We start from the raw sequence: 19,934 nt of genomic DNA, 5'->3' as shown, positions 1-19,934 counted from the left end.
CGAGTTGCGGTTGATAAAGCGAGAGTAGCTAAAACCAGAATGGCCGCACCCGTGTTGGTGCGGTCTTGAGGATGACACCAAGGCGCGCCAGAGTGCAGGCACCGGCGTCGCGCACGAACGAGGTCACCATGAACGAGCATGTTCAGCCGGCCAGCGGCGAGCCGCTTTTCAATCCACTGGCGCCCGAATTCATTCGCAATCCCTATCCGTATTATGAGCGGCTACGCCGCCTCGATCCGATGCATGTCAACGCGCATGGCGCCTTCGTCGCCAGCCGGCACGCCGAGGCGAGCCTCGTGCTGCGCGACAAGCGGTTCGGCAAGGACTATGTCGAGCGCTCGATCCGCCGCTACGGCCCCAAGATCATGGAGGAGCCGGTCATCCGCAGCATGAGCCACTGGATGCTGCAGCAGGACCCGCCCGATCACACCCGCCTGCGCGGCCTCGTCGTCAAGGCGTTCACCGCACGCCGGGTCGAGGACATGCGCCCGCGCATCCAGCACGTCGTCGACGAAACGCTCGACCGCATCGTTCCGCAAGGAAAGATGGACCTGATCGAGGATTTCGCGTTCCGCCTGCCGGTGACGATCATCTGCGACATGCTCGGCATCCCCGAGGAGCATCGCGACGCCTTCTACAACGGCTCGCGCGACGGCGGCCGTCTGCTCGAGCCGGTACCGCTCACGGCGGAGGAGATCAAGCAGGGCAACGCCGGCAACGCGATGGCCGCGATGTATTTCCACCAGCTGTTCGAGCTGCGCCGCAAGCAGCCCGGCGACGACCTCACCACCCAACTGGTGCAGGCCGAGGAGAACGGCCAGAAGCTGACCAACGAGGAGCTCACCGCCAACATCATCCTGCTGTTCGGCGCCGGCCATGAGACGACCGTCAACCTGATCGGCAACGGCCTGCTCGCGCTGTTCCGCAACCCGGACCAGCTCGCGCTGCTGAAGGCCAATCCCGGCCTGATCACCAATGCGATCGAGGAGTTCCTGCGCTACGATTCCTCGGTGCAGCTGACCGGCCGCGTCGCGCTGGAAGACATCGAGGATCTCGGCGGCAAGCGCATCCCGAAGGGCGAGAGCGTGCTGTGCCTGCTGGGCTCGGCCAATCACGACGAGGCTGTCTATCCCGACCATCCCGAAAAGCTGGACATCCAGCGGCCGAACGTGAAGCCGCTGTCGTTCGGCGGCGGCATCCATTTTTGCCTCGGCGCCCAGCTGGCGCGGATCGAGGCCGAGATCGCGATCTCGACGCTGCTGCGCCGGATCCCCGACCTGCGGCTCGATGACGCGGAAAATCCGGAGTGGCGGCCGACCTTCGTGCTGCGCGGGCTGAAGCGGCTCCCGGCGAGCTGGTGACATCCGGGATGTGGTGACATCCGGGATGCGCGGCAGGGCAGTAACCCTGCCGCGACGGCCGGCGGGCACGCACGCTTGAGCGGAAAACCGTCATCCGCCTGACGTCGCAGCGGTAAAGCCGCTGTGACTTCGCCATACTTGTCTCTATATTTGGGTTGCTCCGGCCGAGGGTTCAGCACCGCGGAGCGGGCTCAAAGGGAGACACCGTGCAGACGACGCTGCTCGGCCTGGCAATCGCCTTCATTCTTGCACTGGTCGCCGCGCTGGTCGGTCCGTATTTCGTTGACTGGAACCAGTTCAGGCCGCAGTTCGAGGCGGAGGCGTCCAAGATCATCGGCACGCCAGTTCGTGTCGCTGGCAATCTCGACGCGCGCCTGCTGCCTGCGCCCTCGCTGCGGTTGAAAACCGTCACCATCGGCGGCGCCAACGACCTCGGCAAGATCCGGGCCGCCAATCTCGACGTCGAGCTCAGCCTGAGCTCGCTGATGCGCGGCGAGTGGCGCGCCAACGAACTCACTATCAACGGCATGTCGCTCGACCTCGGGCTCGATCCGAAGGGGCGGATCGACTGGTCGCCGTCGAGCGGGAGCTTCAACCTGGCTTCGCTGGCGATCGATCGCCTCAATCTGACCGGCCGCATCGCACTGCACGATGCCGCAAGCAGCAGCACGCTCGAGCTGAACGACATTGCCTTCAGCGGCGATGTCCGCTCGCTTGCCGGCGCGGTCCGCGGCGACGGCAATTTCATGTTCGACGGCAACCGCTACCCGTTCCGGATTTCCTCGGGGCAAAGCGCCGACGGCAGCGGCACCCGCCTGCATTTCAACATCGATCCCGGCCAGCGCCCGATATCGGCCGATCTCGACGGCATCCTGACCTTCGAGGCCCGCGCACCGCGGTTCGAGGGGAGCGTGGCGCTGGCGGGCACACCTGGCCAGCGCGGCGGCAGCGATATGCCGCCCTGGCGGATCGCGGCCAAGGTGAAATCGGATTATTCGGCAGCGCGTCTCGACCAGGTCGAGGTGAGCTATGGCGGCGAGGACCGCGCACTGAAGCTCGCAGGAAATGGCGATCTCCGGTTCGGCGCATCGCCGCTGCTGCGCGCCGCGCTTTCGGCGCGACAGCTCGATGGCGACAAGTTCGCCGCCAAAGATCGCGCCAAGGACGCCAACAATGGCAATGTCGAGCCGGTGCGCGTGCTGCCGGCGATGCGCGCGGTGTTGTCGGGTCTTCCGCAAAGCCCGATCCCGGCGCAGGTGGAGCTCACCTCCGAACAGATCATGCTCGGCGGCCGTCCGTTGCAGGACGTCTCGGCAGAGCTGCAATCGGATGCGAAATCATGGACCGTGCGCCGGCTGGAGTTTCGCGCGCCGGGATCGACGCGGGTCTCGATGAGCGGCGCCAGCGCGCAGACCGGCGTCGCCAACAGCTTCAAGACCGCGCTCAACATCGAATCGTCCGACCCCGATACGCTGATGAGCTGGCTGCAGGGGCGGGGCGACATCGCCTATCGCAGCCAGAAGCCGCTGCGGTTGCGCGGCGACGTCACGGTGTCGCCGGCCGGTTTTTCGATCGACGCGATGAAGGCGGAGATCGAGGGCGGCACGGTCGAGGGCCGCGTCGCGGTCGCGCATCGCGAGGCGACGAGCGGCTCGAAGGTCGAGGCGCAGTTGAAGGCCGAGCGGCTCGATCTCGATGCGACCGCAACATTCATCCGCTCGCTGGCCGGCCCGCAAGCCGAATGGCCGGACGAGGCGCAGCTGTCGCTCGATGTCGGGCGCGCGATCTCCTCGGGGCAGGAATTGCGGCCGTTGCTCGCGAAGATCGCCTACAGCCCGAAGAACATCGTGCTCGAGCGCGTCAAGATCGGTCAGCCCGACAATGTCACGCTGGATGGCAGCGGCAATTTCGATCGCGTCAATTCGACCGGCAAGCTCGCCGTCGATGCGACCGCCGCGTCGCTTGGCCGGCTGACGGCTGTCGTTCAGCCGTTCGCACCGGAGCTTGCCGCGCGGCTCGGCGTGCTGCGTGCGGATGCCGGTCCGGTCCGTGCGAGGCTTGCGCTCGACCTCGGCAAAGGCAAGGCCGCCGATCGCGTCAGCGCGCGCGCGACGGTCGATCTCGACACGCCGCAACTCAAGGGCAATACGGTGATCTCGGCGACGCCGCCGGCGGCTGCGATCCGTGCGCTGGATTTCGACGCACTTCGCAACAGCGACGTCACGGCCGAGGCAAAATTCTCCGCCAGCGAGGGCAATGCGCTGCTGGCGCTGCTTGGGCTTGACCGTGCGGTCGCAGCCGGTGCGGGCCCGACGCAGTTCGAGGGCACCGCGAGCGGCGCATGGCACGCGCCGTTGCGGCTGAAGGCGAGGCTCTGGGGCGCCGGGCTCGACGCGGATGCCGAAGGGACCGCGGAGCCGTGGTCCAAGGATGGGGCCGGGGAGAGCAAATCGAGCGTCAGCCTCCGTGTCCGCAGCGCCGACATCAGTCCGCTGCTCAATCTGAAATCATCCGATCCGGCGGCAAACATCCGCCTGTCGTCGCGGGTCACGCTTGCGGGTGACAGGCTGACCTTCGACGATCTCGACAGCATCGTCGCTGGTTCGCGGCTGCGCGGCCGGCTGGCGCTGACGCTCGCCGATCAGAAGAGCATCGAAGGTGAAGTCGGCCTCGATCAGATCACGCTGGCGCCGATTTTCGCAGCGGCGATCGGCGCGGCCGGTCACGATGCGACGGAGCCGCTCGGCCAGGGGCTGACAAGCGCCTGGCGCGGCAAGGTCACGTTCGAAGCGCTGCACGGTCTGCTGCCGGGCGGCGCCGAGCTGCAGCCGGTCCGCGGCACCATCAGGTCGGATGGGCAGTCGCTGACCTTCGACGGCGTCAAGGGCAAGATCGGCGGCGGCGAGGTGACCGCCTCCATCGATGCGCGGCAGGGCGTCAATGGACTCGCCTTAAATGCAAATGTGCAGCTTTCGGGCGTCGACGGCTCGGCCTTGCGCTACCGCAGTCTCGCGATGCCCAAGGCACGCGCTTCGATGCAGATGACGTTGTTGACGCAGGGCCGCAGCGCCTCGGCGCTGATCGGTGCGCTGTCCGGCAGCGGCGCCGTGACGCTGGAGGGGCTGAACCTTCCGGGGCTCGATCCGCGCGCGTTCGACGTTGCGATCCGCGCCAGCGATTCCGGGCAGGCGACCGACGACGCGCGGCTGCGGCAGATCGTCGAACCGGCGCTCGCGGCCGGCGGGCTATCGGTCGCTTCGTCGCAAATTCCCTTCAACATTCGTGACGGCCGGATCCGGATCGGCGTCACCACGCTCGCGGCGAGCGGTGCCAACGTCATCGTGTCTGGCGGCTACGACATTCCGGCCGACCAGGCCGACATCCGCACCGCGTTGACATCGACGCAGGTCGGCACCGCCACCAGCCGCCCGGAAATCCAGCTGCTGGCGGTGGGCACACCCGACGGATTGTCGCGCAGCATCGACATCGCGGCGTTGTCGTCGTGGCTAGCGGTGCGCGCGATCGACCGGGAGACCAAGCGGCTCGACGCGATCGAGCGCGGCGAACCGGTGCCGCCTCCGACCCCGGCGGCCCTTCCGCCGCCCGCCGGGCCGGCACCGGACGCGTCCAATCCAAATTCGGCGGGAGTGCCTTCTGCCAACTTGCCGGTGCCCGGCCCTGATCCGCGCCGCGTGCCGGCGAAGCCGAAGATCGTTGCGCCGCGGCCGCCGATCGTCCCGCCGGCTGCCACAGCACCTCCAGCTGTGCCGCTCGTGCCGCCTGCGCCGGTTGCGAGCCAGCCGCAGCTGGCGCCGCTGCCGCCGCCGATCGAGGTCAAGCCGGTGCCCGGTGCGGCCAGGTCGAGGCCGCTGCGGCCGCCGCTGTCGCTGACGCCGCAGGTCGCCAATCCGCCGCCACGGCCGGCGATGCAGAACTAGAAAGCGTCAAGCGAAGTGGGTTACCGGTTCGCGTGGCGAAAACGCGTCAGAACAGGAATCCAGAGCTTACGATCGGTGCTGGAGAATATTGATCAGCCGGCCGAACGGATCGTGGACGAAGAAGCGCCGCACGCCCCATGGCTCGTCCGCCGGTCCGTATTCGATCGCGATGCCGGCGGCCTGCATCCGGTGCAGTGCTTCGTCGAGATCGTCGACCTCGATCGAGAGATCGGGCACCGGCGTGCCGGAGCCACCTTCGGAAGCGAAGCTGATTTGAACCTGCATCGTTTCGGATGGACCGTAAGTCGCAATCCAACCGAAATCCATCAGCGGCTCGAGGCCGAGGATATCGCGATAGAACGACTTCGCTGCCGCGACATCTGATGCGGCAACGTTCGCGACGATGCGATTGACCTTCATGCTGAAGTCCACGCGGCGGAACGACCGTCTGCTGAAGCGACGGCCGGCAAGGCCGTCAGGCCTGCTGGCGCGTGTCGACCTGTTGCGGCCTGACATCCGTCGGCACGGCCGGGGTGGCGCGCGAGCGGAAGTAGTCGAGCACGAAAAGCCGGATCGCGGAGGACAGATTGCCCTGCTGACGGTTGTTGTCGATCTCGCCGACCAACTCCGACAGCGTCATGTTCCGCAGACCGGAAATCTCCTTCATGCCGTTCCAGAAGGCTTCTTCGAGGCTGACGCTGGTCTTGTGACCGGCGACGACGATCGACCGCTTGACGACGGGAGATTTCATGATGCGTCACCACTTTCGATGCGGTGCTGATCGAGCACGCGCGTACTGCGCTCGCCGAGAAATTCGTCACGCGCTCGTTCGGATTTGGTGCGACCGAATAGCGCACGATTGGCTTCGGCCTGCTTTGCTGCTTGTTCGCGCTCACCGCGCTTCTTGAATCGTTTCAGGTTGACCACGTCGCCCATGCTCGTCGTCCTCATCGTCCCCAGAGCGGAATTGGTGATGCATCGTGACGAAAGCAAGAGCGATCGCGCAAAGCGCCTGGCTCGATATCCATCCCGAATCCCCATTTGATGCTTGTGATAGCATCAAAGAATCCGTTTCGCTCTGCGAAAACTAGACGTCTGTACCATGCGCTAGCGCAGAGCTGATAGGCAAACAGCCTTAGCCTTTAGGCGTTATGATCCATAATTATATCACGCGCGCTGACCGTAATTATCCGGACATTGCGCGCTTCGCTTCAGCCGGGGTGTGTCATTTTGTCCGGCTGCACGAGGCGATCAAATTCGTCGGCAGTTACGAATCCGAGCCGCAAAGCCTCTTCCTTCAACGTCGTTCCGCGTGCGTGTGCCGACTTCGCGACCTTGGCTGCGTTGTCGTAACCGATCTTCGGCGCGAGCGCCGTCACCAGCATCAGCGAGCGCTGCATCAGCTCGTTGATGCGCTTTTCGTCGGCGCGTATTCCGACAACGCAATGCTCAGTAAATGAGCGGACAACGTCAGACAGCAACTGAATGGAATTTATCATACAATATGCCAACACGGGCTTGTACACGTTGAGCTCGAAATGGCCCTGGCTGCCGGCGACGGTGATCGTGGTCTGATTGCCGAACACCTGGCAACAGACCATGGTCATGGCCTCGCACTGGGTCGGATTGACCTTGCCCGGCATGATCGACGAGCCCGGCTCGTTCTCGGGCAGGATCAACTCGCCGAGGCCCGAGCGCGGGCCCGAGCCGAGGAAGCGGATATCGTTGGCGATCTTGAACAGGCCGGTCGCCACCGAATTGATCGCGCCATGCACCAGCACATAGGCGTCGTTGGACGCGAGTGCCTCGAACTTGTTTGCCGCGCTGGTGAACGGCAGCTTGGTGATCTCGGCGACGTGCTTGGCGAAAGCGTTGGCGAATTCCGGCTTCGAGTTGAGGCCGGTGCCAACAGCAGTGCCGCCCTGCGCCAGCGGGAACAACTCCTTCACCGCCGAGTGCAGCCGCGCGATGCCGCTCTCGACCTGCGCGGCGTAGCCGGAGAATTCCTGGCCGAGCGTCAGCGGTGTTGCGTCCTGGGTATGCGTGCGTCCGATCTTCACGATCTTGGCAAACGCTTCCTGCTTCTGGTGCAACGCCCGATGCAGCTCGGTAAGGGCAGGGATCAGGTCGGCGATGATGCGGTCCGCCGCAGCGATATGCATCGCAGTCGGAAACGAGTCGTTCGACGATTGGCTCATGTTGACGTGATCATTCGGATGGATCGGCTGCTTGGCGCCGAGCTCGCCGCCGAGCATCTGGTTGGCGCGGTTTGCGATCACCTCGTTCACGTTCATGTTGGTTTGCGTGCCCGAGCCGGTCTGCCAGACCACCAGCGGAAAATGATCGTCGAGCTTGCCCTCGATCACTTCCCTGGCGGCGCTGACGATGGCGTCAGCGCGGCGTGCATCGAGCTGGCCGAGATCGCGATTGGTTTCGGCTGCGGCGAGCTTGACGATGGCGAGCGCGTGAATGATCGCGATCGGCATCCGGTCGTGGCCGATCTTGAAATTCTGCCGCGAGCGCTCGGTCTGCGCGCCCCAGTAGCGATCGGCGGCGACGTCGATCGGACCGAAGCTGTCGGTCTCGCTACGGGTGGCGGCGTTGGATGGTGTCGTCGATTGAGCCATGGATGCTCTCCGTTGCGTCATCAGAACGTGATCCGGCGATGCGCCAGGTTTTCGCCGCGGCAACGCGACAGCGTCCGCGCGGAAGCACGTTCATGCAGAAGATAGTCCGGTATGACGATCTGTCATCCCGGCCCTCGAATGCATCCTACAAGGTCGAAGATCGATCGGTGTTTAGATTATTTCTTGCGGAAGCGGTCCAGCCGCACGACCTCGGCGCCTTCGCTGGGCTTCGCAGGCTCCTGCTCGGTCTCGGCCGTCTCGGGCTCGACCACCGCCCGGGCGGCCGGTGCGGGAAGGGGAGAGGCCGGTGCCGTCGCGGGCGGGGCCTCCTCGGACAATGCCTCCGAGACGTCGAACCGCAGATCGAACGGTGCGGACGGATCGAGGAAGCGCGTCACGGCGGCGAACGGTACGTTCAGCCGTTCGGGAATCCCGCCGAACGACAGGCCGACCTCGAACCGGTCCTCGGTCACCACCAGATCCCAGAACTGGTGCTGCAGGATGATGGTCATCTCCTCCGGATACTGCGCGAGCAGCCGCGGCGACAGCTTCACGCCGTCGCCGTGCGAGAGGAAGGTGATGTAGAAATGGTGCTCACCTGGCAGGCCATGTTCGGCGGCGTCGGACAAGACCCGGCGCAGCACCCCGCGCAGCGCATCGCGCGCCAGCACGTCATATCGGATGTGATCGGTCGCCATCGTATTCCTGTCGCTTCGAAAATGCCGGCAAGGCATCGCCGGACCCGTCCGACTCGCCCTTTTGGTCATGGTACCCCGCCGGGACCCGGAAATCAGCAGGGCTGGCAGCGGAAAATGCGGGCGGACACCCGATCGGGAAATAAAGTGGAGGCTTCTGTTGCCAGGTGCCTCCGAACCCCGCCTAACGGAGCTTAACCCGTTAGGACTTTAAGATGGTCTTTCAAACTGCGTTACGCAGCCTGAGCAACCGGAGCAAAGTTGTCGTTGGCAACTATTGCATTAGCCCGATAACGGCGGAACCATACCGAGAAAAAACACGCCCTTTACGCCCTCGTCGATCCTATTTCGCCCCCGCCAAAAGCCACCAAAGCTAGGGCTCGGATGGGTTTTGGTGGAGGCGCCGGGTACCGCCCCCGGGTCCGAATGGTTTATTGCGACGGCCATTTATTTCCATAGCCGGCGAACCGGCACCCCCAATATAGGCGGCACGAACGAAGAAAAATAGAGCCGATTCAGGCTTGTTCAGGTCTGAAACAGGCCGATTTGGGTTGGCCGGCGTCTCGGCGCTGCGTCTTGGCACTGTCCTGGCGCCGTTCTAGATTTTGCCCATGCCCCCGGAATCCCCGCCGGTTGCCGCCGCGGCGCCGGATGCCTCTGCACCGTCTCCGCCCCTCCAGCCCGGCCTGCTCGAGCTGTTCCTGGCCTTTGCCAAGATGTCGCTGGCCGGCTTTGGCGGGGTCCTGGTCTGGGCCCGGCGGTCGATCGTCGAGCAGCACCGCTGGATGACGGCGGAGGAGTTCAACGAGACCTTCGCGCTGTGCCATTTCCTGCCAGGTCCGAACATCGTCAACCTGTCGGTCGTATTCGGCTCGCGCTTTCGCGGCATCGCCGGCGGGCTTGCGGCCTTCGCCGGGCTGGTGGGGCCGCCGATGGTGATCGCGACCGTCCTTGCCGCAATCTATGCCCGCTACGGCGATATCGACGTCCTGCGCCGGACACTCGCCGGCGTCGCCTGTGCCGCGGTCGGGCTGCTGTTCGCCGTCGTCCTCAAGATGATGATGCCGCTGTTGAAGCGGCGCGATGTCACAGGTCTCGTCATTCTGGCGGCGGTTTTCGTCGCGATCGGTCTGATCCAATGGCCGCTCCAGATCGTGCTGCTGGCGGCGATCCCGCTCAGCATCGCGACGACAGTTTTGGCGCGACGCATGGTGAAGGCATGAGCTCGGAGTCCAGCCCGATCGCAGCACTGGTCTGGACCTTCGGCCTGATGTCGCTGTTTGCGGTCGGCGGGGCCAATTCGGCGATCCCCGAAATGCACCGCGCCGCCGTCGACGTGCATCACTGGCTGACCGACAAGCAGTTCGCCGACGTGTTCGCGATCTCGCAGCTCTCGCCGGGACCGAACGTGCTGATCGTGACGCTGATAGGCTATTCTGTCGCAGGCGTCGCGGGGGCATTGGCCGCAACGGTCGCGATGTGCGGACCGACCGCGTTGCTTGCCTATTATGTGAGCCGCTTCCTCGATCGCTCGCGCGACGTGCGTTGGCCGGCGATCATTCAGGCCGCATTGGTTCCGCTGTCGATCGGACTGATGGCCGCCTCCGGCCTGATCGTGGCGCAGACATCAGACCAAAGTTGGATCGCGATCCTGATCACCATTGTCGCAGCTGCGCTTGCTTTTGCGACACGGATCAATCCCTTATGGATGTTGCTTGCCGGAGGTCTCTTGGGTTTTGCTGGCGTTGTCTGACGAAAATCGCTAGCAAGGCTTTCGGTCAACGCACCACACGCCAAGCCATTCAATCACAACGGGCGGGACAGCCCTGACGGGGGAAGCGAAGTCATGAGCGATACGCCAAGCGAGGCGCCGGTCAAATCGATCTTGCCGAAATGGGTGCGCGGTCCGCAGGACTTTGTCGGCGGGCTTGTGATGATGGCGGTTGCCCTGTTTGCCTTGTGGGCTTCGAGCGATCTGCAGGGCATGCACGGATTCTCGTTTGGTGCCGGAACCGCGCCGCGCATGTTCGCCGTGCTGCTGCTGCTGCTCGGCGGCGCTGTCGCGCTGATGGGGATCCTGAGCGACGGCCCCCATATCGCGGCCTATTCATGGCGCGGGCCGCTGTTCGTATCGGCAGCGATCGTGTTCTTTGCGGTGTCGATCCGGCCGCTTGGGCTCGTCGTCACGGCATTTGCCAGCTTCATGATCGCGGCACTCGGCTCGGAGGAGACGAAGTGGCTCGAGGCGACCATCGTCGGTGCCTGTCTGACGCTGGGCTGCGCATTGTTGTTTCCTTACGTGCTGGGACTTCCGATGCCGATGTTCCCTCGTTTCCTGATTCAGTGAGGGCGGCGCAATGGAACTGTTCGCCAATCTCGCCCACGGTTTTGCCGTTGCGCTTTCGCCGATCAATCTTCTGATGTGCCTGATCGGCGCTCTGGTCGGTACGCTGGTCGGCGTGCTGCCGGGCATCGGCACCATCGCCACCGTCGCCATGCTGCTGCCGATCACCTTCGGCCTGCCGCCGGTCGGCGCGTTGATCATGCTCGCCGGCATCTATTACGGTGCGCAATATGGCGGCTCGACCACCTCGATCCTGGTCAATATTCCGGGCGAGGCGACTTCGGTGGTCACCGCGCTCGACGGCCACCAGATGGCAAGACAGGGCCGCGCCGGCCCGGCGCTCGCGATTGCCGCGATCGGCTCGTTCTTCGCCGGTTGCGTCGCGACCGTGCTGATCGCCGTGCTCGGCGCACCGCTGACCAAGCTCGCGCTAGCATTCGGCCCGGCCGAATATTTCTCGCTGATGGTGCTCGGCCTGATCTTCGCAGTGGTCCTCGCCAAGGGCTCGGTGCTGAAGGCGATCGCGATGATCGTGTTCGGCCTACTGCTGTCGATGGTCGGCTCCGACATCGAGACCGGCGCCTCGCGCATGGCCTTCAACATCCCCGAGCTTGCCGACGGCCTCGGCTTCGCGACGGTGGCGATGGGCGTGTTCGGCTTCGCGGAGATCATCCGCAATCTCGACGCCGGCGCCGGGATGAGCCGCGATCTGGTGCAGCAGAAGATCACCGGCCTGATGCCAACCAGGAAGGACCTGATGGATTCCGCGCCGGCAATCGTGCGCGGCACCATCCTGGGCTCGATCCTTGGCATCCTGCCGGGCGGCGGCGCCGTGATCGCGTCGTTTGCCGCGTATACGCTGGAGAAGAAGATAGCCAAGGATCCGTCGCGGTTCGGCCGCGGCGCGATCGAGGGCGTGGCGTCGCCGGAAAGCGCCAACAACGCCGCGGCGCAGACCTCGTTCATCCCGCTGCTCACCCTCGGCATCCCGCCGAATGCGGTGATGGCGCTGATGGTCGGTGCGATGACCATTCATGGCATCGTGCCGGGTCCGCAGGTGATGGTGAAGCAGCCAGACCTGGTCTGGGGCATGATCGCCTCGATGTGGATCGGCAACCTGATGCTGATCATCATCAACCTGCCGCTGGTCGGCATCTGGGTCCGTCTGCTGCGCGTGCCGTACCGGCTGATGTTCCCCTCGATCGTGATCTTCTGCGCGATCGGCATCTACTCGGTGAACAACGCGCCGGTCGACGTCGTGCTCGCAGGCGCGTTCGGTCTGGTCGGCTACTGGCTGATCAAGCACGATTTCGAGCCGGCACCGCTGCTGCTCGGCATGGTGCTCGGCCCGCTGATGGAAGAGAACCTGCGTCGCGCACTCCTGATCTCGCGCGGCGACTGGAGTGTGTTCCTGTCGCGGCCGCTGTCGGCAGTGCTGCTGGCGATCGCGGCGGGTCTCCTGGTGCTCGCCGTGCTGCCGACCTTGCGTGCGAAGCGCGACGAAGTGTTCGTGGAGTCCGAGGGCTAGAGCATGATCCGGAAAAGTGTGAAGCGGTTTTCCGGATAGATCATGCTCAAACAGGGAGCGCCGGCCCTGCGTCGGCGCGCCGCAGGCGGAAGTCGAATCGACACTCGATGTCGTCTCATGAAATGAAAATGCCGGCCGATTTGGCCGGCATTTTTATTTGGTCAAAACGTTCCCGGGAGGAATTGAGATGATGTCCATTCGCTCGCTTGCGGGCGCATGCCTTTCGGCATTTGCCGCGCTGGGCGCATTCGCCGTGCCGGCCTCCGCGCAAACCTATCCGACGCGCACCATCACCATGATCGTGCCGTTCGCGGCCGGCGGTCCGACCGACGTCATCTCGCGCATCGTCACCGCGCACATGGCGCAGACGCTCGGACAGAGCATCGTCATCGAGAACGTGGTCGGCGCCGGTGGCACGACGGCGACGACGCGTGCCGCGCGCGCCGCCAGTGACGGCTACACGCTGGTCACCGGACATATGGGCACGCACGCGGCTTCCGTGCCGCTCTATCCGAAACTCGCCTATCATCCGGAAAAGGATTTCGAACCCGTCGCGCTGCTCGCCGGCACGCCGATCCTGATCCTTGCCCGCAAGGATTTCCCGCCGAAGGATCTGAAGGAACTCGTCGCCTACGTGAAGGCCAATGCCGAGAAGGTCAACGCCGCGCATGCCGGCATCGGCTCGGTCTCGCATGCCTCCTGCGAGCTGTTGAACTCGATCCTCGACGTCAAGCCGGTCGGCGTGCCGTTCAACGGCACCGGCCCTGCCATGAACGCGCTGGTCGCCGGCCAGGTCGATTACATGTGCGACCAGATCGTCAACGCGGTGCCGCAGATCAACGCCGGTACCATCAAGGCCTATGCGGTCGCCACCCCCGAGCGCAATCCGTCGCTGCCCAATGTCCCGACCACGGCAGAGGCCGGCCTGCCGGCATTCCAGGCCCAGGCCTGGAACGCGATCTTCGCGCCGAAGGGAACTTCGCCCGCGATCATCGCCACGCTGAACGCCGCGGCCATCAAGGCGCTCGACGATGAGAATGTGCGCAAGCGCCTGCTCGAACTCGGCAGCGTGATCCCGGCGCCCGCCAACCGCACGCCGGAGGCGCTCGCGACCCTCGTCAAAAGCGAGATCGCGAAGTGGACCCCGGTGCTCAAGCCGACCACTTAAGCCAGCGCGATCAACTGGATAGGGCAGGGGCGGAACGTGAGTTCCGCCCCTTGTCGTTTGGCGCAAGGGTGCTCACTTTTCAGGGTATAATCGGTGCAATCCGCCGAATCAGCGTGTCGGCCGGCGGCCTCGGCCGTTAAGTTTGCCGCTTCCCCGAAGGGCCCGAAACAGACGCCATGAACCAGTACCACGACCTGCTCGAACGCATCCTCGCCGACGGCGCTGAGAAGCACGACCGCACCGGCACCGGCACGCTGTCGATCTTCGGCCACCAGATGCGCTTCAACCTCTCGGCCGGCTTCCCGATGCTGACCACCAAGCGGCTGCCGCTGAAGGCGATCGTGCACGAGCTGCTCTGGTTCCTCGCCGGCGACACCAACATCAAATATCTCAACGACAACGGCGTCACGATCTGGGACGAATGGGCCGACGCCAATGGCGATCTCGGCCCGGTCTACGGCTCGCAATGGCGCTCGTGGCCGGCGCCTGATGGACGCAGCATCGACCAGATCGCTGGTGTGATCGAGATGATCAAGCGCAATCCGGACTCGCGGCGGCTGATCGTCAGCGCCTGGAATCCGGCCGAGGTCGACAAGATGGCGCTGCCGCCGTGCCACTGCCTGTTCCAGTTCTATGTCGCGAACGGCAAATTGTCCTGCCAGCTCTATCAGCGCTCCGGCGACGTCTTCCTCGGCGTGCCCTTCAACATCGCCTCCTACGCGCTGCTGACCATGATGGTGGCGCAGGTGACCGGCCTCAAGCCCGGCGATTTCGTGCACTCGCTCGGCGACGCGCATCTCTACTCGAACCACCTCGAGCAGGCGCGGCTGCAATTGACGCGGCCGACGCGGCCGCTGCCGACGATGGCGATCAATCCCGACGTGAAGGATATCTTCGCGTTCCGCTACGAGGACTTCAAACTCGAGGGTTACGACCCGCATCCGCACATCAAGGCTGAAGTCGCGGTCTGAGGGATTAGATGTCGCTGATGATCCGCCGCGCGCGGCCCGATGAGGCCGGACTGGTGTTCTCGCTGGTCCGCGAGCTCGCCGACTACGAAAAGCTTTTGCACGAGGTCCACGCCAGCGAGGCCGATATCGCCGAGGCGTTGTTCGGCGTGAACCCGCGGCTTACTTGCGACATCGCGGAATGGAACGGCGAGCCGGCCGGCTTCGCGGTCTGGTTCGTCAACTTCTCGACCTTCGCCGGTCGCCACGGCATCTATCTCGAGGACCTCTTCGTGCGTCCGGCACTGCGCGGGAAGGGGATCGGCAAGGCGCTCCTGGTGCATCTGGCGAAGCAATGCCTCGCCAATGGCTGGGCGCGCCTGCAATGGGCGGTGCTCGACTGGAACGCGCCGTCGATCGCATTTTACAAGTCGCTCGGCGCCGAGATGATGGACGAGTGGACGATTTGCCGCGTCTCCGGTCCGGCGCTGTCGGCGCTCGCGCAAGGAGCGCGCTGATGGAGATCGTGCTCGTCGTCGCGGTCGCCGAGAATGGCGTGATCGGAAATGCCAACGCAATCCCGTGGCGGCTGAAGACCGACCAGCAGCGCCTCAAGGCAATCACGCTGAACAAGCCCGTCGTGATGGGACGCAAGACGTTCGAATCCCTGCGCAGACCGCTTCCGGGTCGCACCAATATCGTGGTGACGCGCGATGCGAACTACCGCGCGCGCGGCGCCATCGTCACCACGTCGTTCGAGAACGCCCGGGCCATTGCGCTTGGTGACGCGCTGCGGCGTTTCGCCACTGAAATTGCCGTCATCGGTGGCGCGGAGATCTATGCGCAGTGGATGGGCACGGCCGATCGGCTCGAGATCACCGAGGTTCACGCCCGACCGGACGGCGATACACGGTTCGACAAGATCGATACGAAAGAGTGGGACGAGGTGGCGCGCGTGCGAAATCCGGCAGGTCCGGACGACAGCGCCGACTTCTCCTATGTGACATATCGTCGGCGCGGCCGGGGTTAACCAATGTTTGCATTGACAATTGTGGCCCGGCGCATAGCTCGTCCGGCCAGGAAGCTTGCGTTGTAAGGGCCTGAGCGGTCCCCTATAACCGGGCCGGACATTCGAGGCCGGGCGTCCCGTCCGGACTTGTCGAGGAGACGTTTGATGCCGTGGAAAAATCAAGGCGGGGGGCCGTGGGGCTCGGGTCCGAAAGGGCCATGGGGCACAGGTCCGCAGTCGGCCGGGCCAAGGCCGCCGGATCTTGAGGATCTGCTGCGGCGCGGCCAGGACCGGCTGCAGCAGTGGCTGCCCGGCGGTCATTTCAGCGGCATGGGCATCGCGCTGGTGCTGGTCGCCGCGCTGGCGATCTGGTTCGCCACCGGGATCTTCCGCGTCCAGTCGGAAGAGCTCGGCGTCGTGCTGCGCTTCGGCAAATACGTCCGCGACGCGCAGCCGGGCCTGCGCTATCACTTGCCGTATCCGATCGAGACGGTGCTGCTGCCGAAGGCGCTGCGCGTCAACACGATCTCGATCGGCATGACCCTGATCGACGATCCCGCACGGCGCGGCCGCACCATGCGCGACGTGCCGGAAGAGAGCCTGATGCTGACCGGCGACGAGAACATCGTCGACGTCGACTTCACCGTGCTCTGGCGTATCAAGCCGGGCGGGGCCGGCGCCTATTTGTTCAACATCCAGAATCCCGAAGGCACCGTGAAGGCGGTTGCCGAAAGCGCGATGCGTGAGGTGATCGGCCGCTCGCAGATCCAGCCGATTTTGACCGGGGCGCGCAACGTCACCGAGCAGAACGTCCAGGAGCTGATGCAGAAGACGCTCGATTCCTACAATGCGGGCATCCAGATTGCGCAGGTGCAGATGCAGAAGGTCGATCCGCCGGCGCAGGTGATCGACGCATTCCGCGACGTGCAGGCGGCGCGCTCCGACCTCGAGCGCAAGCAGAACGAGGCACAGACCTACGCCAACCGGATCGTGCCGGAAGCGCGTGGTCGTTCCGCGCAGATCCTGCAGGCCGCCGAAGGCTACAAGGAGCAGGCGGTCGCCGAGGCCAAGGGCCAGAGCGCACGCTTCCTGAAAGTCTATGATGAGTACAAGAAGGCACCCGAAGTGACGCGCGAGCGCATCTATCTCGAGACCATGGAACGCGTGCTCGGTAGCTCCGAGAAGCTCGTCTATGACGGCGGCCAGGGCCAGAACATCGTGCCCTACCTTCCGCTCGGCGAACTGACGCCGCGGCGTCCGCCGGCAGCACCGGCCACGACCGGCCAGCAGCAGGGAGCCACCCGATGAGGTCCCCTGTCACCGGCATTGTGTCCCTGATCGTCCTCTTCATCGTGCTCGCCGTCGGCTACAGCTCGGTGTTCACCGTGCAGCAGACCGAGCAGACCATCGTCCTGCGGTTCGGCGAGCCGGTTGAGGTCGTCACCGATCCCGGCCTGCACTTCAAGGCGCCGTGGAATTCGGTGATCAACGTCGACAAGCGCATCCTCGATCTCGAAAACCCGTCGCAGGAGGTGATCGCCTCCGACCAGAAGCGGCTGGTGGTCGACGCCTTCGCGCGCTATCGCATCAAGAATGCGCTGCGCTACTACACCAGCGTCGGCTCGATCCAAGCCGCCAATTTGCAGCTGACCACGCTGCTCAACGCGGCGCTGCGCCGCGTGCTCGGCGAGGTCACCTTCATCACGGTGGTGCGTGACGAGCGCGAGAAGCTGATGGCACGGATTCGGGAGCAGCTCGACAAGGAGGCCGATGGCTACGGCATCGAGGTCGTCGACGTCAGGATCCGCCGCGCCGACCTGCCGGAGCAGAACAGCCAGGCGGTGTACGACCGGATGAAGTCCGAGCGTCAGCGCGAAGCCGCCGAGTTCCGTGCCCAGGGCGACCAGAAGGCGCAGGAGATCCGCTCCAGGGCCGACCGTGAAGCGACCGTGATCGTGGCCGATGCGAACTCGACCGCGGAGCAAACCCGTGGTGCGGGCGATGCCGAGCGCAACCGCCTGTTCGCCGAGGCCTATGGCAAGGACAAGGACTTCTTCGCGTTCTATCGCTCGATGACGGCCTATGAGAACAGCCTCAAGTCCGGCGACACGCGTTTCCTGTTGCGGCCGGACTCGGAATTCTTCAGATACTTCGGCAATGCGAACGGCAAGGCGCCTGAGGCGGCCGCCGCGCCGAAACAGTAACGTCACGACTGAACATCACGACTTGAATCAAGACCTGGCGGCGATGCGGATACCGCGTCGCCGCCAATCAACAACAACAAGCATCGAGCGGGAGGCTGCCATCCGATGAAGTCCATAGCGTTCGGCGACTTCCTCATCGGGTTGGGAATCCTGTTCGTGCTCGAAGGCATCCTGTTTGCGGCAAGCCCCGCCTGGATGCGCCGGGCGATGAAGAGCGCGCTGGCCACGCCCGACAACATCCTGCGCATCGTCGGCATCGGCTCGGCGGTTGCGGGACTGATCCTGATTTGGCTGGTGCGGCGCTGATCATTGCCTGTTCCACCGCGCAGACCGCGCCGGAATGAACATAATCGTGAGCCTCTCGCGGCCGGTTTTTCGCCGAAATGCCCGGGTGAGATGCTTGCGCCATATGCCCGTTCGGGCGCACTCTGTGATCACGGGCGCATACTGCGACCAGCTAATTTGAACCCGTTTGCCTGGAGAAACTCCGACATGATCGCTGCCAGACCAGCCCTGAGCCGTCGCCTCCGCATGATGGGAGCTGCGATCTCGATCGGTGCTGCGAGCATGCTGAGCTCTGTGCCGGCGTTCGCACGCGGCCCCGAGGGCATCGCCGACATCGCCGAGAAGGTGATCGACGCCGTCGTCAACATCTCGACGTCGCAGACGATCGAGGCCAAGGACCGGACGATGCCGCAGCTGCCGCCGGGCTCGCCGTTCGAGGAATTCTTCGACGACTTCTTCAAGAACCGCCGCGGCCCGCCCGGCAAGGGCGGCGACAAGAGCGGCGAGTTCCAGCCGCGCAAGACCAACTCGCTCGGCTCGGGCTTCATCGTCGACACCGCGGGTATCGTCGTCACCAACAACCACGTCATCGCCGACGCCGACGAGATCAACGTCATCCTCAACGACGGCACCAAGATCAAGGCCGAGCTGGTTGGCGTCGACAAGAAGACCGACCTCGCGGTCCTGAAGTTCAAGCCGCCGAAGCCGCTCACCGCGGTCAAGTTCGGCGACAGCGACAAGATCCGCCTCGGCGACTGGGTGGTCGCGATCGGCAACCCGTTCAGTCTCGGCGGCACGGTGACCGCCGGCATCGTCTCGGCCAAGAACCGCGACATCAGCCAGGGCCCGTACGACAGCTACATCCAGACCGACGCCGCCATCAACCGCGGCAATTCCGGCGGTCCGCTGTTCAACCTCGATGGCGAGGTGATCGGCGTCAACACGCTGATCATCTCCCCGACCGGCGGCTCGATCGGCCTCGGTTTCGCCGTGCCGTCGAAGACGGTGGCCGGCGTCGTGGACCAGCTGCAGAAGTTCGGCGAGCTACGCCGCGGCTGGCTCGGCGTTCGCATCCAGCAGGTCACCGACGAGATCGCCGACAGCCTCAACATCAAGCCGGCACGCGGCGCGCTGGTTGCCGGCGTCGACGACAAGGGCCCGGCCAAGCCGGCCGGAATCGAGCCGGGCGACGTCGTCGTCAAGTTCGACGGCAAGGACGTCAAGGACCCGAAGGATCTGTCGCGCATCGTCGCCGATACCGCGGTCGGCAAGGAAGTCGACGTCGTCGTCATCCGCAAGGGCAATGAAGAGACCCGCAAAGTCACGCTCGGCCGGCTCGAGGACAACGACAAGGTTCAGCAGGCCAACGCCAAGCCCAAGGACGACACCGCCGAGAAACCGGTGACCCAGAAGGCGCTCGGCCTTGACCTCGCGGCGCTGAGCAAGGACCTGCGCACCAAGTACAAGATCAAGGACAGCGTGAAGGGTGTCATTGTCACCGGCGTCGACAGCAACTCCGATGCTGCCGAGAAGCGTCTGTCGGCTGGCGACGTCATCGTCGAGGTGGCGCAGGAGGCGGTGTCCAGCGCCGCCGACATCAAAAAGCGTCTCGATCAGCTGAAGAAGGACGGCAAGAAGTCCGTGCTGCTGCTGGTCTCCAACGGCGACGGCGAACTGCGCTTCGTCGCGCTCGGGGTGCAGTAGGGGCGCGCTGACGCCTCACCCTCACTGTCATCCCCCGCGAAGGCGGGGGATCCAGTACGCCGCGGCCGCTCTTGTTGAGAAAAGTGGGCAACGGCTTTTCCAGGTAATCGGCATCGGTGGTTAT

18 protein-coding genes, 1 other RNA gene and 1 pseudogene are annotated in these 19,934 nt (G+C 64.7%); 14 read left to right on the top strand and 6 right to left on the bottom strand.

The window, feature by feature from the left end; genetic code table 11:
- The first annotated feature begins 128 nt into the window (after nucleotides 1-128).
- Together ACVIGB_RS17235 and ACVIGB_RS17230 are read left to right on the top strand one after the other, a co-directional pair.
- The gene (locus tag ACVIGB_RS17235; protein ID WP_456721723.1) at nucleotides 129-1,361 is read left to right on the top strand and encodes a cytochrome P450; all 1,233 of its coding nucleotides are present in this window, start codon (nucleotides 129-131) and stop codon (nucleotides 1,359-1,361) included.
- A 206-nt stretch (nucleotides 1,362-1,567) separates the two neighbouring features.
- A complete protein-coding gene (locus ACVIGB_RS17230) occupies nucleotides 1,568-5,299 on the top strand; it encodes an AsmA family protein (protein WP_456721724.1) in 3,732 nt (1,243 codons plus the stop codon).
- A gap of 66 nt (nucleotides 5,300-5,365) precedes the next feature.
- On the opposite strand, the gene ACVIGB_RS17225 is transcribed toward ACVIGB_RS17230, so the two are convergent.
- The 6 genes from ACVIGB_RS17225 to ssrA all read right to left on the bottom strand — a co-directional run bounded on the left by ACVIGB_RS17225 (nucleotide 5,366) and on the right by ssrA (nucleotide 9,132).
- Nucleotides 5,366-5,719 (bottom strand): VOC family protein, encoded by a 354-nt coding sequence (locus ACVIGB_RS17225; protein ID WP_456721725.1) that lies wholly within the window; start codon nucleotides 5,717-5,719, stop codon nucleotides 5,366-5,368.
- A 55-nt stretch (nucleotides 5,720-5,774) separates the two neighbouring features.
- The gene (locus tag ACVIGB_RS17220; RefSeq protein ID WP_024580116.1) at nucleotides 5,775-6,050 is read right to left on the bottom strand and encodes a ribbon-helix-helix domain-containing protein; all 276 of its coding nucleotides are present in this window, start codon (nucleotides 6,048-6,050) and stop codon (nucleotides 5,775-5,777) included.
- Nucleotides 6,047-6,235 (bottom strand): DUF4169 family protein, encoded by a 189-nt coding sequence (locus tag ACVIGB_RS17215; protein WP_173637960.1) that lies wholly within the window; start codon nucleotides 6,233-6,235, stop codon nucleotides 6,047-6,049. Before ACVIGB_RS17215 ends, ACVIGB_RS17220 begins: the two co-directional genes overlap by 4 nt.
- Before the next feature lie 275 nt (nucleotides 6,236-6,510).
- Nucleotides 6,511-7,926, bottom strand: coding sequence for a class II fumarate hydratase (gene fumC / locus ACVIGB_RS17210; RefSeq protein ID WP_456721726.1), 1,416 nt, complete (start codon nucleotides 7,924-7,926; stop codon nucleotides 6,511-6,513).
- 176 nt (nucleotides 7,927-8,102) lie between these two features.
- Nucleotides 8,103-8,624: an SspB family protein gene (locus ACVIGB_RS17205; RefSeq protein WP_092115861.1), complete on the bottom strand. Its 522-nt coding sequence runs from the start codon at nucleotides 8,622-8,624 to the stop codon at nucleotides 8,103-8,105.
- A gap of 143 nt (nucleotides 8,625-8,767) precedes the next feature.
- Nucleotides 8,768-9,132, bottom strand: a transfer-messenger RNA (tmRNA) gene (gene ssrA, locus ACVIGB_RS17200).
- 100 nt (nucleotides 9,133-9,232) lie between these two features.
- Between ssrA and ACVIGB_RS17195 the strand changes: the two genes are divergently transcribed.
- The 12 genes and pseudogenes from ACVIGB_RS17195 (at nucleotide 9,233) to ACVIGB_RS17140 (ending at nucleotide 19,810) form a co-directional block, all read left to right on the top strand.
- On the top strand, nucleotides 9,233-9,844 hold the full coding sequence (locus tag ACVIGB_RS17195; RefSeq protein ID WP_456721727.1) for a chromate transporter: 612 nt from the start codon (nucleotides 9,233-9,235) through the stop codon (nucleotides 9,842-9,844).
- Entirely contained in the window at nucleotides 9,841-10,374 is a 534-nt protein-coding gene (locus tag ACVIGB_RS17190) for a chromate transporter (RefSeq protein ID WP_456721728.1), read from the top strand. Before ACVIGB_RS17195 ends, ACVIGB_RS17190 begins: the two co-directional genes overlap by 4 nt.
- Nucleotides 10,375-10,518: 144 nt before the next feature.
- Nucleotides 10,519-10,968 (top strand): annotated as a pseudogene (locus ACVIGB_RS17185) (tripartite tricarboxylate transporter TctB family protein); the annotation flags it as partial.
- 10 nt (nucleotides 10,969-10,978) lie between these two features.
- Nucleotides 10,979-12,493 (top strand): tripartite tricarboxylate transporter permease, encoded by a 1,515-nt coding sequence (locus ACVIGB_RS17180; protein WP_223975529.1) that lies wholly within the window; start codon nucleotides 10,979-10,981, stop codon nucleotides 12,491-12,493.
- A gap of 187 nt (nucleotides 12,494-12,680) precedes the next feature.
- Entirely contained in the window at nucleotides 12,681-13,661 is a 981-nt protein-coding gene (locus ACVIGB_RS17175) for a tripartite tricarboxylate transporter substrate-binding protein (protein ID WP_456721729.1), read from the top strand.
- Nucleotides 13,662-13,837: 176 nt separating this feature from the next.
- Nucleotides 13,838-14,632: a thymidylate synthase gene (locus ACVIGB_RS17170; protein ID WP_092115855.1), complete on the top strand. Its 795-nt coding sequence runs from the start codon at nucleotides 13,838-13,840 to the stop codon at nucleotides 14,630-14,632.
- Between the two features lie 8 nt (nucleotides 14,633-14,640).
- Nucleotides 14,641-15,126, top strand: a complete 486-nt coding sequence (locus ACVIGB_RS17165; protein WP_456721730.1) for an N-acetyltransferase family protein — start codon at nucleotides 14,641-14,643, stop codon at nucleotides 15,124-15,126.
- Nucleotides 15,126-15,638 carry a dihydrofolate reductase gene (locus tag ACVIGB_RS17160; RefSeq protein WP_092115853.1) on the top strand — a complete coding sequence of 171 codons (513 nt, stop codon included), beginning with the start codon at nucleotides 15,126-15,128 and terminating at the stop codon, nucleotides 15,636-15,638. The genes ACVIGB_RS17165 and ACVIGB_RS17160 overlap by 1 nt, the downstream gene beginning before the upstream one ends.
- A gap of 144 nt (nucleotides 15,639-15,782) precedes the next feature.
- Nucleotides 15,783-16,925, top strand: coding sequence for an FtsH protease activity modulator HflK (gene hflK, locus ACVIGB_RS17155; RefSeq protein WP_456721731.1), 1,143 nt, complete (start codon nucleotides 15,783-15,785; stop codon nucleotides 16,923-16,925).
- Entirely contained in the window at nucleotides 16,922-17,821 is a 900-nt protein-coding gene (gene hflC / locus ACVIGB_RS17150) for a protease modulator HflC (RefSeq protein ID WP_092115851.1), read from the top strand. The genes hflK and hflC overlap by 4 nt, the downstream gene beginning before the upstream one ends.
- 105 nt (nucleotides 17,822-17,926) lie before the next feature.
- Entirely contained in the window at nucleotides 17,927-18,127 is a 201-nt protein-coding gene (locus ACVIGB_RS17145) for a DUF2065 domain-containing protein (RefSeq protein WP_092115850.1), read from the top strand.
- A 186-nt stretch (nucleotides 18,128-18,313) separates the two neighbouring features.
- The gene (locus tag ACVIGB_RS17140; protein WP_456721732.1) at nucleotides 18,314-19,810 is read left to right on the top strand and encodes a Do family serine endopeptidase; all 1,497 of its coding nucleotides are present in this window, start codon (nucleotides 18,314-18,316) and stop codon (nucleotides 19,808-19,810) included.
- Nucleotides 19,811-19,934: the final 124 nt, after the last annotated feature.

This window comes from Bradyrhizobium sp. USDA 4341 (genome assembly GCF_054063755.1).
This window is presented reverse-complemented; position numbering and strand designations above follow the sequence as displayed.